The sequence below is a fragment of the Pseudomonas batumici genome (assembly GCF_036585405.1).
GTDB classification, from domain to species: domain Bacteria; phylum Pseudomonadota; class Gammaproteobacteria; order Pseudomonadales; family Pseudomonadaceae; genus Aquipseudomonas; species Aquipseudomonas batumici.
Genome location: NZ_CP144470.1, coordinates 390,631 through 407,422 on the forward strand (window position 1 = coordinate 390,631; position 16,792 = coordinate 407,422).

General features: G+C 64.3%; 1 protein-coding gene. It reads left to right on the forward strand.

All coding sequences use genetic code 11. From position 1 onward, the window contains the following. Positions 1 to 3: 3 nt before the first annotated feature. The gene (locus NUH87_RS01595; RefSeq protein ID WP_338527047.1) at positions 4 to 16,476 is read left to right on the forward strand and encodes an amino acid adenylation domain-containing protein; all 16,473 of its coding nucleotides are present in this window, start codon (positions 4 to 6) and stop codon (positions 16,474 to 16,476) included. Positions 16,477 to 16,792: the final 316 nt, after the last annotated feature.

Sequence of the window (16,792 nt, forward strand, 5' to 3'; positions counted from 1 at the left end):
GATGTGCAACTTGCCGTCAAGGGCGACCAGCTGGTCGTCAGCGGCAGGCGACAGTCCCTCACCGAGCCCGCCGTGCTGGCGATGTTGCGCGAGAACAAGGCGGCGCTGATCGAATTGATCAACGCCGGCGAGTATTCCAGTGGCAAGGCCGGCGACGTGGAGATTCCGGCCCAGGCGATCCCTGTCGGCTGCGCGCGCATCACCCCGGACATGCTGCCCCTGGTCAAGCTCGACCAGGCGGCCATCGAGCATATCGTCGCCAGTGTCCCCGGCGGTGTCGGCAATGTGCAGGACATCTACCCGCTGGCGCCCTTGCAGGAAGGCATTCTCTATCACCATATTGCCGCCGAGCAGGGTGATCCCTACGTCTTGCAGGCTCAGTTCGCGATTACCAGTCGTGCTCGTTTCGACGAGTTCACCACGGCCTTGCAGCAGGTGATCGACCGTCACGACATCCTGCGTACCAGCGTGGTCTGGGAAGGCCTGGACGAACCGGTGCAGGTGGTCTGGCGCCAGGCGCGGCTGGTCCTCACTGAAATCGACATCGACCCCGCCGCCGGCGCGGCTGCGGAGCAGCTGAGACAACGCTTCGACCCGCGGCACTACCGTCTCGATATCAGCCAGGCGCCGTTGTTGCGCCTGGCCTTCGCCCACGATGCGGCCAACCAGCGCTGGGTGGCGATGCTGCTGTTCCATCATATCGCCATCGACCACGCGGCCCTGGAAGTGGTGCAGCAGGAAATCCATGCGTACCTGTACGGCCAGGCCCAGACCCTGGGCGAGCCGGTGCCGTACCGCAACTATGTGGCCCAGGCCCGGCTCGGGGTCAGCGGCGAGCAGCACGAAGCGTTTTTCCGCGAGATGCTCGGTGATGTCGACGAGCCGACCCTGCCGTTCGGCCTGCAGGATGTGCGCGGCGACGGCCATGGTGTCGAAGAAGCGACCCAGGTCTTGCCCGCCGATCTGAGCCGGCGCCTGCGCACCCAGGCCCGGCAGCAGGGGGTGAGTGCGGCGAGCCTGCATCACCTGGCCTGGGCCCAGGTGCTCGGGCGCCTGTGCGGGCGCGACGATGTGGTGTTCGGTACCGTGCTGCTGGGACGGATGCGCGGCAGCGAAGGGGTTCGCCGGGCCCTGGGCATGTTTATCAATACCTTGCCGCTGCGGGTTGCCGTGGGCGGACAGGATGTACGGGCCGGGGTCAAGGCGACCCATGCGCGGCTCACCGCGCTGCTGGGACACGAGCATGCCTCGTTGTCCCTGGCCCAGCGTTGCAGCGGCGTGGCCGCTCCGACGCCGTTGTTCAGCACCTTGCTCAACTACCGGCACAGTTCGGCTGAGGCGGTGACGGGCGAGGCGATTCAACTGTGGGAAGGGATCGAGGTGTTGGGTGGCGAAGAGCGCACCAACTATCCGCTGATCCTGTCCCTGGATGACCTGGGCGAAGGTTTCAGCCTGAATGTGCAGGCGGTTGCCGGTATCGGTGCGCAGCGGGTCTGCGGGTATATGCAGACGGCGTTGGAGCAGTTGGTCCAGGCCTTGGAACGGGCGTCGACCTCGGCACTTAACAGCCTGTCGATCCTGCCGGCCGATGAGCGTGAGCAGTTGCTGGTGGGGTTCAACGACACGGCACTGGATTATCCGCAGGCGCAGACCATTCACGGGTTGTTCGAGGAGCAGGTGCAGCGTACGCCGGAGGCCTTGGCAGTGGTGCATGGCGGACGACGCCTGACTTATCACGAGCTTAACGAGCAAGCCAACCGTTTGGCCCATGCTCTTCGTAAGCAGGGGGTGCAGCCGGATTCGCGGGTGGGGATCTGTGTTGAGCGTGGCGCCGAGATGGTCGTTGGTTTGCTGGCGATCCTCAAGGCGGGCGGCGGTTATGTGCCATTGGACCCGGCTTACCCTGCGGAGCGGATTGCCTATATGTTGCAGGACAGTGCCCCGGCGGCGGTGCTGGCTCAGTCGGCTACCCAGGCGCTGTTGGCGGGCGTTTCGGTGCCTGTGATCAATCTCGACCAGGGCACCTGGCAGGACGAGTCCGTCCAGAATCCGCAGGTGCCGGGGCTGACTTCGGCGCATCTGGCTTATCTGATCTACACCTCGGGTTCCACCGGCCTGCCGAAAGGCGTGATGATCGAACACCGCAATACCGTGAACTTCCTGGCCTGGGCCCACGTCGCGTTTGCAGGTTCGGCGTTGAACAAGACCTTGTTCTCCACCTCGCTGAACTTCGACCTGGCGGTCTATGAATGCTTCGCCCCCTTGACCTGCGGCGGCAGCATCGAGGTGGTGAAAAACGTCCTGGAACTGCAACGCGGCGAACACGATATCGGCTTGATCAACACAGTACCTTCGGCCCTCAAGGCCCTGCTGGAAGTCGACGGCCTTCCTGAGTCGGTGCACACGGTCAACGTGGCGGGTGAAGCCCTGAAGCGCAGCCTGGTGGAAACCCTGTTCGAGAAAACCGGCGTCCAGCGCTTGTGCAACCTCTACGGCCCGTCGGAAACCACCACCTACTCAAGCTGGGTGGCCATGGACCGTGCAGATGGTTTCGCCCCGCATATCGGCAAGCCGGTGGGCAACACCCAGTTCTACCTGTTGGACGAGCAGCAACAGCCCGTCCCTTTGGGTGTGCCGGGTGAAATCTACATTGGCGGTGCCGGCGTAGCCCGAGGCTACCTGAATCGCGACGACCTGACCGCTGAACGCTTCCTCAAGGACCCATTCAGCCGGGAAGCCTCGGCACGCATGTACCGCACCGGCGACCTCGGCCGCTACCTGCCGGACGGCAATATCGAATACCTGGGCCGTAACGACGATCAGGTGAAGATCCGCGGTTTCCGTATCGAACTGGGCGAGATCGACGCCCGTCTGGCCAAACACCCAGCGGTTCACGAGGCGGTGGTCACCGCTCGTGAAGACATCCCGGGCGATAAACGCCTGGTGGCTTATTACACCTTGTCTGCCGAGCACACCTCGGTGGATATCGACAGCCTGCGCCGCCATCTGCAGGAAAAATTGCCGGAGTACATGGTCCCGGCCATCTACGTAGCGTTGGACAAGCTGCCCCTGACCCCCAACGGCAAGCTCGACCGCAAGGCCCTGCCAGCGCCGGACAGCGGCGCATTGGTCCGCCGTGGCTACGAGGCGCCCCAGGGTGAAACCGAAATCATCCTGGCACGGATCTGGAGCGATTTGCTCAAGGTCGAGCAGGTCGGGCGGCACGATCACTTTTTCGAACTGGGCGGCCATTCGCTGCTGGCGGTCAGCCTGATCGGCCATATGCGCCAGGCCGGGCTCAGCATCGATGTCCAGGTGCTGTTCAGCCAGCCGACCCTGGCGGCCCTGGCCGCCGCCGTGGGCGGGGGCCGTGAAATCGTCGTTCCGGCCAATGTCATCCCGGCGGGCTGCGAGCACATCACCCCGGATATGCTGCCCCTGGTCAGCCTCGACCAGGCCGCCATCGAGCAGATTGTCGCGAACGTGCCGGGTGGCGCGGCGAATGTGCAGGATATCTACCCGTTGGCGCCGTTGCAGGAAGGCATTCTCTATCACCATCTGTCAGCCGGGACCGGCGACCCCTACGTCCTGCACGCCCTGTTCACCGTGCCGAACCGGCAGCGCCTGGATGCCTTTGCCGAGGCGCTGCAACGGGTGATCGATCGCCATGACATCCTGCGCACCGCCGTGCTCTGGCAAGGCCTGGACGAGCCGGTCCAGGTGGTCTGGCGTCAGGCCCGGTTGCAGTGCGAGGTCCTGGCGTTCGATCCACGTACTGGTGACGTGGCGAGCCAGCTCAAGGAACGTTTCGACAGCCGTCACTCGCGCCTGGACGTGAGCCGTGCGCCACTGATGCAACTGGTTTTTACCGAGGACGAAGCCCAGCAGCGCTGGGTGGCGATGTTGCGGTTCCATCATATGGCCCTGGACCATACCGCTCTTGAGGTGGTCCGCCATGAAATCCAGGTGCACCTGCTGGGGCAGGCCGCGCAACTGGGCAGCCCGGTGCCGTACCGCAACTATGTGGCTCAGGCGCGCCTGGGCGGGCGTCGGGAGGAACACGAAGCGTTTTTCTGCGACATGCTCGGCGATATCGACGAGCCGACCTTGCCATTTGGCTTGCAGGATGTGCAGGGCGACGGTCATTCCATCGAGGACGCCACCCGGGTTCTGTCGCCGACGCTGAGCCTGCGCCTGCGGGCTCGTGCACGGCAGTTGGGCGTGAGCGCCGCCAGCTTGCATCATCTGGCCTGGGCGCAGGTACTGGGCAAGGTCTCTGGCAAGCAGGAGGTGGTGTTCGGTACCGTGCTGATGGGCCGGATGCAGGGCGGCGAGGGTGCCGATCGGGCGTTGGGGATGTTTATCAATACCTTGCCGCTACGGGTTGCCGTGGGCGGGCAGGGCGTGCGCGCCGGGGTCAAGGCGACCCACGCGCGACTGACCGCGTTGCTGGGTCACGAACATGCGTCCCTGGCGTTGGCTCAACGTTGCAGCGGCGTGGCCGCGCCGACACCGCTGTTCAGTGCCTTGCTCAACTACCGCCACAGTGCCGTCGCCAGTGTTTCCGAAGAAACCGCGCTGGCCTGGCAGGGGATCGAGACCCTCGGTGGCGAAGAGCGCACCAACTATCCGTTGACCTTGAACGTCGATGACCTGGGCGAGGGCTTCAGCCTGAATGTGCAGGTCAACGCTGAAGTGGGGGCCATGCGGGTCTGTGCCTACATGGAGGCGGCACTGGAGCATCTGCTTCAGGCGCTGGAGCAGAATCCCGAAGCGCCACTGAGTGGCCTGTCTATCTTGCCGGCTGGTGAGCGTGAGCAGTTGCTGGTGGGGTTCAACGCGACGGAGCTGGATTATCCGCAGGCGCAGACGGTTCATGGTTTGTTTGAAGCGCAGGTGCAGCGCACGCCGGAGGCCTTGGCGGTGGTGCATAGCGGGAAGCGCCTGACTTATCGCGAGCTTAACGAGCAGGCCAACCGATTGGCGCATGCTCTGCGTAAACAAGGTGTGCAGCCGGATTCGCGGGTAGGGATCTGTGTTGAGCGCGGGGCCGAGATGGTCGTTGGCCTGCTGGCGATTCTCAAGGCGGGTGGCGGTTATGTGCCGTTGGACCCGGCTTACCCGGCGGAGCGGATTGCCTATATGTTGCAGGACAGCGCTCCGGCGGCGGTGCTGGCTCAGTCGGCTACCCAGGCGCTGTTGGCGGGCGTTTCGGTGCCTGTTATCAATCTCGACCAAGGCACCTGGCAGGACGAGTCCGTCCAGAATCCAGAAGTACCAGGGCTGACCTCGGCGCACCTGGCCTACCTGATCTACACCTCGGGCTCCACTGGTTTGCCCAAGGGCGTAATGATCGAACACCGCAACACCGTGAACTTCCTCACCTGGGCCCACGCTGCTTTCAACGGCATCAACGATCACACGACACCCCTGAATCACACAAACCCTGTAGGAGCTGGCTTGCCAGCGATGGCGTCCGATCAGGCGATGCAAGACTCTCGGGCCTCATCGCCGGCAAGCCAGCTCCTACAGGGACCGGGTTCGGCGTTGAACAAGACCTTGTTCTCGACGTCGCTGAACTTCGACCTGGCGGTCTACGAGTGCTTCGCGCCACTGACCTCGGGCGGCAGCATCGAAGTAGTGAAAAACGTCCTGGAGTTGCAACACGGCGAACACGATATCGGCCTGATCAACACCGTTCCGTCAGCCCTCAAGGCCTTGCTGGAGGTCGACGGCCTGCCGGAATCGGTGCACACGGTCAACGTTGCCGGTGAAGCCCTCAAGCGCAGCCTGGTGGAATCGCTGTTCGAAAAGACCGGCGTGCAGCGCCTGTGCAACCTCTATGGCCCGTCGGAAACCACCACCTACTCAAGCTGGGTAGCGATGGATCGCGAAGACGGTTTTGCCCCGCATATCGGCAAACCCGTCGGCAACACCCAGTTCTACCTGTTGGATGAGCAACAACAACCGGTACCACTGGGCGTGCCCGGCGAAATCTACATCGGTGGCGCTGGTGTGGCTCGAGGTTACCTGAACCGTGACGACCTCACCGCTGAACGTTTCCTCAAGGACCCATTCAACCAGGATGCCTCGGCCCGCATGTACCGCACCGGCGACCTGGGTCGTTACCTGCCAGATGGCAATATCGAATACCTGGGCCGTAACGACGACCAGGTGAAGATCCGTGGTTTCCGTATCGAACTGGGCGAGATCGACGCCCGTCTGGCCAAACATCCAGCCGTCCACGAAGCCGTGGTCACGGCCCGCGAAGATATCCCGGTCGATAAACGCCTGGTGGCCTACTACACCCTGGCCACTGGGCAAACCTCGGTGGATATCGAAGCCCTGCGCAGCCATCTGCAAGAGCAGTTGCCGGAGTACATGGTCCCCGCGATCTACGTGTTGCTTGAGACCATGCCGCTGACCCCCAACGGCAAGCTGGACCGCAAGGCCCTGCCGGCGCCGGACAGTGATGCGCTGATCCGCCGCGGCTACGAGGCGCCCCAGGGCGAAACCGAAACCACCCTGGCACGGATCTGGATGCAACTGCTCAATGTCGAGCAGGTCGGGCGCCACGATCACTTCTTCGACCTGGGTGGCCATTCGTTGTTGGCGGTCAGCCTGATCGAACGCATGCGCCAGGCCGGCCTGAGCGCCGACGTACGAGTGCTGTTCAGCCAGCCGACCCTGGCGGCCCTGGCCGCTGCCGTGGGCGGTGGGCGTGAAATCGTCGTCCCGGCCAATGCCATCCCGGCAGGCTGTGAGCACATCACCCCGGATATGCTGCCCCTGGTCGACCTCGACCAGGCCGCCATCGAGCAGATTGTTGCGAACGTGGCGGGTGGCGCGGCGAATGTGCAGGATATCTACCCGTTGGCGCCGTTGCAGGAAGGCATCCTCTATCACCATCACCTGGCCGTGGACCACGCCGACCCCTATCTGCAACACGCGCTGTTCGCCTTCGACAGCCGCGACCGGCTCGAGGCCTTCGCCCAGGCATTGCAAGGGGTGATCGCACGTCACGATATCCTGCGCACCGCCGTGGTCTGGGAAGGTCTCGACGCGCCGCTGCAAGTGGTCTGGCGCCAGGCGACCCTGGCGCTGAACGAAGTGTCACCGGACCCGCTCGCCGACGATATCGCCGAACAACTGCGCGGGTGCCTCGACTCGCCCCAGAACCGCCTGGATATCCGCCAGGCGCCGATGCTGCGCCTGGATTATGGGCAGGATCCGTCCAATCAACGCTGGATCGGCCTGCTGCAATACCATCACCTGGTCAACGACGCCACCTCGCTGGGGGCGCTGGTGGCGGAAATCGAAGCGCATATGCAGGATCGCCAGGCGCAACTGCCGGTCTCGATCCCTTACCGCAACTATGTGGCCCAGTCGCGCCTGGGGGTGAGTCAGGCCGAGCACGAGCAGTTCTTCCGCGAGATGCTCGGTGATATCGACGAGCCGACCTTGCCCTTCGGCCTGCAGGATGTGCAGGGCGACGGCCAGGATATCGAAGAGGCCCGCTGTGCCGTGGACAACGGCCTCAGCCGCCGCCTGCGGACCCAGGCCCGGCAATTGGGCGTCAGTGCCGCAAGCCTTTGCCACCTGGCCTGGGCCCGTGTGCTCGGTGCCGTCTCTAGCAAGGATGAGGTGGTGTTCGGCACCGTCCTGCTCGGTCGCCTGCAAAGCGGCGAGGGCGCTGATCGTGCCCTGGGGATGTTTATCAATACCTTGCCGCTGCGGGTGGCGCTGGGCGGACTGGGTGCGCGCGAAGGGGTCAAGGCTACCCACGCACGCCTCACGGCCTTGCTCGGTCACGAACATGCACCGCTGACCCTGGCGCAACGTTGCAGCGGCGTGGCGGCGCCGACCCCGTTGTTCAGCGCATTGCTGAACTATCGACACCTGGCGAGTGGCAGCGCGGACCTGCCGGCCTGGAACGGCATCGAGATGCTCGGTGGCGAAGAGCGCACCAACTATCCGCTGACCTTGTCGGTGGACGATCTGGGTGAAGACTTCGCCCTGCACGTTGGCACCCTGGCCGGTACCGGGGCACAACGGGTGTGCGGCTATATGCTCAGCGCCCTGGAAAGCCTGGTCGAGGCCCTCGAACAGACGCCGGCCTTGCCGTTGGCACAGCTGTCGATCCTGCCCGCCGCCGAGCGCGAGCAACTGTTGGTAGGGTTCAATGCCAGTGCTCGCGATTACCCTCGGGCGCAAACCGTCCATGGCCTGTTCGAAGTCCAGGTGCGGGCGCGGCCCGAGGCTTGCGCGGCGATCCACGAGGGTGTGTCGCTGAGTTATGCCGAACTCAATACCCGGGCCAACCGTCTGGCCCGCCATCTGCGCGGTCTCGGTGTACAACCGGGCGACAGCGTGGCGATCCTGCTGGAGCGCTCCCATGAGTTGCTGGTCAGCCAACTGGCGGCGCTCAAGTGCGGCGCGGTCTATGTGCCGCTGGATATCAACGCCCCGGTGGAACGCCAGGGCTTCATGATCGAGGACAGCCAGGCACGGGTCCTGTTGACTCGCAGCCAGGTGCCGCTGGACACCCCCGTGCAGCGCGTTGACCTCGACCGGCAGAGTCTGGAGCGCCTGGACGGCGATGACCTGACCATGCCGCAGTCCAGCGAAAGCGTGGCCTACATCATGTACACCTCCGGCTCCACCGGCACGCCCAAGGGTGTGCTGGTGCCGCATCGGGCCATCAGCCGCCTGGTGATCAACAACGGTTATGCCGATTTCAATGCCCGGGACCGCGTGGCCTTCGCCTCCAACCCGGCGTTCGACGCCAGCACCCTTGACGTCTGGGCGCCGCTGCTCAATGGCGGCTGCGTGGTGGTGATCGGCCAGGCCGACTTGCTCTCCCCGGAAAATTTCCAGCGCCTGTTGCTGGAGCAGTCGGTGACGGTGCTGTGGATGACCGCCGGCCTGTTCCATCAATACGCCGCGGGCCTGGGCGACGCCTTCTCGCGCCTGCGTTACCTGATTGTCGGCGGCGATGTGCTGGACCCGGCGGTGATTGCCCGAGTACTGGCGAACTCTGCCCCAGAACACCTGCTCAATGGTTACGGTCCGACCGAAGCGACGACCTTTTCCGCGACTTATGAAATCACCAAGGCGGACAGCGGCAGCCTGCCGATTGGCCGGCCAGTGGGCAACGGTCGTCTCTATGTGCTCGATGCCCAGGCCCAGCCCGTGCCGCTGGGCGTGGTGGGCGAGCTGTATATCGGCGGCCTGGGCGTGGCCAAGGGTTACCTGAACCGGGATGAGTTGACTCGGGAAAAATTCGTCTCCGACCCGTTCGACAGCGACCCGCAGGCGCGTTTGTATCGCACCGGCGACCTGGCACGCTGGCGTGCCGATGGCAACCTGGAATACTTGGGGCGCAACGACGACCAGGTGAAGATCCGTGGCTTCCGGGTCGAGCTGGGCGAGATCGAAGCACGCCTGGCCGAACATCCCGAGGTCAAGGAAGCCGTGGTCCTGTGCCGCGAAGAGGTCCCCGGCGACAAGCGCCTGGTGGCCTATTTCACCCCGGCCTTCGAAGGGGCGGTGGAGCGGATCGACACACTGCGCGGGCATTTGCACGCGCAGTTGCCGGAATACATGGTGCCCATGGCCTATGTGCGCCTTGAGCGCCTGCCGCTGACGGCCAACGGCAAGCTGGATCGCAAGGCCCTGCCGGCGCCGGACGAACGTGCACTGATCAGCCGTGGCTACGAGGCACCCGAGGGGGAAACCGAGACCCTGCTGGCGCAATTGTGGTCCGAACTGCTCAAGGTCGAGCAGGTCGGTCGACATGACCACTTCTTCGAACTGGGCGGGCATTCATTGCTGGCGGTGACGCTGATCGAGCGTATGCGCCAGGCCGGCCTGAGCGCCGATGTGCGGGTGCTGTTCAGCCAGCCAACCCTGGCCGCGCTGGCCGCGGCGGTGGGCAGTGGCCGTGAAATCCGCGTGCCGGCCAATGGCATCACCCTCGATTGCGCGCGGATCACCCCGGACCTGCTACCGCTGGCGAACCTGGACCAGGCCGCCATCGACCGGATCGTCGCCACGGTGCCGGGTGGCGTTGCCAACGTCCAGGATATCTATGCCCTGGCGCCGTTGCAGGCCGGTATTCTCTATCACCACCTCAGCGCGGAGCAGGGCGACCCCTACGTGCTGCAATCGCAGTTCGCCTTCGACAGCCAAGAGCGCCTGGACGAATTCGCCAGCGCCTTGCAGTTCGTGATCCAGCGTCATGACATCCTGCGTACCGCGCTGGTCTGGGAAGGACTAGACGAACCGGTGCAGGTGGTCTGGCGTGAGGCGCAGTTGGTGCGCGAGAGCCTGGAGCCGGACTCGCGGGGCGGTGCTGTGGCGAGCCAACTGCAGCAGCGTTTCGACTCGCGGCACTATCGCCTGGATATCCGCCAGGCACCGATGCTGCGCTTGATCCAGGCCTGGGATGCGGAAAACCAGCGCTGGCTGGCCTTGCTGCTGTTCCATCACCTGGCCATGGACCACACCGCGATGGATGTGGTGCAGCACGAGATGCAGGCCTATCTGCTGGGCCAGCAGGCGCAACTGGGCGCGCCGGTGCCGTATCGCAACTATGTGGCCCAGGCCCGCCTGGGCGTGAGCCAGGAAGAGCACGAGCGTTTCTTCCGCGAACGACTCGCTGCTGTCGACGAGCCGACCTTGCCATTCGGCTTGCAGCAGGTTGATGTTCAAGGTATCGATGAAGCCCGCCTGCCTGTGGGCGTTGCGCTGGGTCGCCGTTTGCGGGCCCAGGCCCGCCAACTGGGGGTGAGTGCCGCCAGCCTGGTGCATCTGGCCTGGGCCCAGGTACTGGGCCGGGTTTCGGCACGCGACGACGTGGTGTTCGGCACCGTGCTGATGGGCCGGATGCAGGGCGGCGAAGGTGCCGACCGTGCCTTGGGCATGTTTATCAATACCTTGCCGCTGCGGGTGGTCCTCGGCGGTCGGAGCGCGCGGGAAGGGGTCAAGACCACCCACGACGAACTGACCGCGTTGCTCGGCCATGAGCATGCGTCCCTGGCGTTGGCCCAGCGTTGCAGCGGCGTAAGCGCGCCGCTGCCGTTGTTCAGCGCCTTGCTCAACTATCGCCACAGCAGCATTGTGGTGACCGACGAGGCGTTGACGGCCTGGCACGGCATGCAGGCCCTGGGCGGTGAGGAACGCACCAACTATCCGTTGACCCTCAACGTCGACGATCAGGGCGAGGACTTCCTGTTGACCGCCCAGACCGTTCCGGTGATTGCGGCCGGGCGGATCTGCGCCTATATGCAGCGGGCCTTGCACAGTCTGGTCGATGCCCTGGAGCAGGGCGCCGAAGCGTCGTTGCAGGACTTGTCGGTGTTGCCAGAGGCTGAACGCCGGCAGTTGCTGGAAGCCTTCAATGCGACCGCCGTCGACTATCCGCGGGATCTGACCCTGCATGGCTTGTTCGAAGCTCGCGTCGCCACCAGTGGTGACGCGGTAGCGGTCGTCGACGAGCAGGGCAGCCTGACTTATGACGCACTCAACCGTCAGGCCAACCGCATCGCCCATCGCCTGATCGGCCTGGGCATCGGTCCGGATGATCGGGTAGCGATCTGTGTCGACCGTAGCCTGGAAATGGTGGCGGGGCTGTTGGGGATTCTCAAGGCTGGCGCGGCTTATGTGCCGCTGGACCCGGATTATCCAATTGATCGCCTGACTTACATGCTGGAGAACTGCGCTCCGGCGGTGGTTCTCACTCAGGAAGCTTTGCGTGCGGTGCTTCCAGCAAGCAACGTACCGGTGCTGTTGCTTGATCCTGAGCATGCCGAGCGTGAAGGTTTCCTCGCACAACCAGATAGCAATCCGCTGCGGGCCGAGGTGCGTCCCGAGCATCTGGCTTACGTGATCTACACCTCGGGTTCGACCGGCCAACCGAAAGGCGTGATGAACGAACACCGTGGCGTGGTCAACCGCCTGCTGTGGATGCAGGACGAATACGGTCTGGAGGCTTCGGACAGCGTGTTGCAGAAGACCCCGTTCAGCTTCGACGTCTCGGTCTGGGAGTTCTTCTGGCCGCTGTTCAACGGCGCCCGGCTGGTGATGGCGCGTCCGGGTGGTCATCGTGATCCGGGCTACCTGCGTGAAGTGATTCGTGAGCAGAACATCACCACCTTGCACTTCGTGCCGTCGATGCTGGACCTGTTCCTGGCCCATGGCGAGGCCGGGGAGAGTGGCTTGCTGCGGGTAATGTGCAGCGGTGAAGCCTTGCCAGGGCATCTGGTACGACGCTTCAAGCAGCAGTTGCCGGAGGTTGGCTTGTTCAACCTGTATGGTCCGACCGAAGCAGCCGTCGACGTTACGGCTTGGGATTGTGCCGGTCCTCTGGACGAAACGCCGGACAACACGCCGATCGGCAAGCCGGTGGCGAATACAAAGATCTACCTGCTGGATGCCAGCCGTCAGCCAGTGCCACTGGGTGTGGCAGGCGAGCTGTATATCGGCGGCGTGCAGGTGGCCCGCGGTTACCTGAACCGCCCGGAACTGAGCGCCGAGCGTTTTCTCGACGACCCATTCAATACGGTGCAAGGCGGGCGCATGTATCGCACCGGCGACCTGGCTCGCTACCTGCCGGACGGCACGGTGGAATACCTGGGGCGTAACGACGACCAGGTGAAGATCCGTGGTTTCCGTATCGAACTGGGTGAAATCGAAGCCCGCCTGGCCGCTTACCCTGGGGTCAAGGAAAGCGTGGTGCTGGCACGGGAAGACAACCCCGGCGAAAAACGCCTGGTGGCTTATGTCACGGCGCAGCAGCCTGAAACGCTGCTGGAGATCGAAAGCCTGCGCGGTCATCTGCAAGGCGCATTGCCGGAATACATGGTCCCGGCGGCCTACGTACAGCTTGATGCTCTGCCACTCACGCCTAACGGCAAACTGGACCGCAAGGCGCTGCCGGCACCGGATGGGGCGGCACTGATCAGCCGTGAATACGAAGCCCCACAAGGCGAAACCGAAAGCGTGCTGGCACAACTGTGGGCCGAGCTGCTCAAGGTCGAGCGTGTAGGGCGGCATGACAACTTCTTCGAACTTGGCGGTCACTCGCTATTGGCCGTGACGCTGATCGAACGGATGCGCCAGGTCGGCCTGAGCGCCGATGTGCGGGTGCTGTTCGGCCAACCGAGCTTGTCGGCGCTGGCGGCGGCGGTGGGTGGCAGCACGGAAATCGTGGTGCCGGTCAACCTGATCGCTGAAGGCTGTACGCATATCACCCCGGACCTGTTGCCGCTGGTCAGCCTGACCCAGGCGCAGGTCGACCGGGTGGTGGCGAGCGTACCGGGCGGCGCGGCGAATATTCAGGACATCTACCCGCTGGCACCGTTGCAGGAGGGCATCCTGTTCCATCACCTGTCGGCCGGTGAAGGGGATCCCTATGTGCTGCAATCGCAGTTCAGCTTCGACAGCCGCAGCCGCCTGGACGATTTTATCCAGGCACTGCAAAACGTGATCGATCGTCACGATGTGCTGCGTACCTCGATCGTCTGGGAAGGGTTGGAAACACCGGTGCAAGTGGTCTGGCGCCAGACCCGGCTGATGGTCGAGGTCTTCGAGCCGACCCCGGGAGCCGCTGAGCCGCTGGCGCAACTGCTGCAGCGCTTCGATCCGGCGCACTATCGCCTGAATCTGCAACAGGCGCCGTTGCTGCAACTGGCCGTCAGCGAAGATGCGCTCAACCGGCGTTGGGTTGGCGTCCTGCTGTTCCATCACATCGCCATTGACCACACCACCATCGCGGTGGTGCAACAGGAAATGCAGGCCAGCCTGCGTGGGCAGGCGACGCCGCTGGCGCCGGCCGTGCCGTATCGCAACTACGTGACCCAGGCGCGCCTGGGGGTAAGCCAGGAGGCCCACGAAAGCTTCTTCCGCGACATGCTCGGCGATATCGACGAACCGACCCTGCCGTTCGAACAGCAGGAAGTTCGGGGCGACCAACAGGCGATCGCCGAAGCCCACCTGACGCTGGACCTCGATCTGTCCCGGCGTCTGCGTGGCCACGTCCGGCAGTCGGGTGTCAGCGCGGCGAGCCTGGTGCACCTGGCCTGGGGCCTGGTGCTGGGCCGCCTGTGCCGACGCGAGAAGGTCGTGTTCGGTACCGTGTTGCTGGGCCGTCTGCAGGGCGGCGCGGGGGCCGATCGGGCGCTGGGGATGTTTATCAACACCTTGCCGCTGCGCCTGGACCTCGGCGCCTTGGGCACCCGGGCCGCGCTCAAGGCGGCCCATGGCCGGCTCACCGCGCTGCTTGGCCATGAGCACGCTTCCCTGGCGCTGGCCCAGCGTTGCAGCGGGGTGCCGGCGCCGACGCCACTGTTCAGCGCCTTGCTCAACTACCGGCACGGTGCCGGTGAGGCCAGCCAGCAGGCGCTGGATGCCTGGCAGGGTATCGAAAGCCTCGGTGGCGGTGAGCGGACCAACTACCCGCTGACGCTTTCGGTGGACGATAACGATGTGGGCTTCGGTCTGACGGTACAGGCGACTGTCGGCGTCGATGCGCAACGGGTCTGCGGTTATATGCAGGCCGCGCTGGCGAGTCTGGTGGGAGCCCTTGCGCAGAGCGCGGAGGTGCCGCTGGGACGGCTGTCGGTATTGCCGGCGACGGAGCGTGAGCAGTTGTTGTTCGGGCTCAACGCCACCGCGCTGGATTATCCACGGCAGCAGACGATCCATGGGTTGTTCGAGGCGCAGGTGCAGCGCACGCCGGAGGCCTTGGCGGTGGTGCATGGCGGGCGACGCTTGAGCTATCGCGAGCTTAACGAGCAAGCCAACCGTTTGGCGCATGCCCTGCGTAAACAGGGTGTGCAGCCGGATTCGCGGGTGGGGATTTGCGTTGAGCGCGGGGCCGAAATGGTTGTTGGCCTGCTGGCGATTCTCAAGGCAGGCGGCGGTTATGTGCCGTTGGACCCGGCTTATCCGGTGGAGCGGATTGCCTACATGCTGCAGGACAGTGCTCCGGCGGCGGTGTTGGCTCAGGCGGCTACCCAGGCGTTGTTGGCGGGCGTTTCGGTGCCCGTGATCAATCTTGATCAAGGCACCTGGCAGGACGAATCCGTCCAGAATCCGCAGGTGCCGGGGCTGACCTCGGCGCATCTGGCCTACCTGATCTACACCTCGGGCTCGACTGGTCTGCCCAAGGGCGTGATGATCGAACACCGTAACACCGTGAACTTCCTCACCTGGGCCCACGCCGCTTTCGAAGGTTCGGCGTTGGACAAGACGCTGTTCTCGACTTCGCTGAACTTCGACCTGGCGGTCTATGAGTGCTTTGCCCCCTTGACCTGTGGCGGCAGCATCGAGGTGGTGAAAAACGTCCTGGAGTTGCAACACGGCGAACACGATATCGGCCTGATCAACACCGTTCCGTCAGCTCTCAAGGCCCTGCTGGAGGTCGACGGCCTGCCGGAATCGGTGCACACGGTCAACGTTGCCGGTGAAGCCCTGAAACGCAGCCTGGTTGAATCACTGTTCGAAAAGACTGGCGTCCAACGCCTGTGTAACCTCTACGGCCCGTCGGAAACCACCACCTACTCAAGCTGGGTAGCGATGGATCGCGAAGACGGTTTCTCGCCCCATATCGGCAAACCGGTGGGCAACACCCAGTTCTATCTGTTGGATGAACAGCAGCAACCCGTCCCACTGGGTGTTCCGGGCGAAATCTACATCGGCGGCGCTGGTGTAGCCCGAGGCTACTTGAACCGCGACGACCTGACCGCCGAACGCTTCCTCAAGGACCCATTCAGCCGGGATGCCTCGGCCCGCATGTACCGCACCGGTGACCTGGGTCGCTACCTGCCGGACGGCAATATCGAATACCTGGGCCGTAACGACGACCAGGTGAAGATCCGCGGTTTCCGTATCGAACTGGGCGAGATCGAAGCACGCTTGGCCAAACACCCCGAGGTGCAGGAAGCGGTAGTGATGGCTCGGGAGGATGTGCCGGGTGAAACCCGCCTGGTGGCTTATTTCACGCCGGCCAGCATTGGTGTTGTGCCGGACAGCGGCACCCTGCGGGCTTATCTGCAAGGGCTGCTGCCGGATTACATGTTGCCGGCAGCCTATATGCAACTCGACACGTTGCCGCTGACCCCCAACGGCAAGCTTGACCGCAAGGCCCTGCCGCTGCCGGACAGCAGTGCCTACGCCTTGCGTGTCTACGAAGCCCCGGTGGGCGAAGTCGAGACCAGGCTGGCGGCGCTCTGGGCCGATTTGCTCAAGGTCGAACGGGTGGGGCGGCATGACCACTTCTTCGAACTGGGCGGCCATTCGCTGCTCGCCGTGAGCCTGATCGAACGCATGCGCCAGGCGGAACTGGAAGCCGATGTCCGGGTGCTGTTCGGCCAGCCGACGCTGGCCCAGGTGGCCGCTTCGGTGGGGACCGCGCAACGGCTGGAGGTGCCGCAGGCGAAGATTCCGACGCTTAACCGCAAACGCCGTATCTGAAGCCCTGGCCACGGCCCGACCGAGCTCGCATCGGTCGGGCCGTGGCCTTTCTCCTCCTGCCCCTTCGCAGCCCCTGTACGGGCGTGCCTCCACCGGGTCTTGTCCCGGCTTCCCATGACAGACAGTCACCCGTGGATGCTCTAATTTTCGAGGCCTGTGGGGAGCATGGCGAATGGGATGTTTCGCATGTGTCAGTGGACCGCAGCCCTTTGTTGCTGCGGACCCGATCACGCCTGCGCCCGGACTCCCGTGCTGTCTTCGAGCTTCGAAGCCCCTCCGATTTTTTATCGCGCGAAACGCTGTCTCCGACACCGAG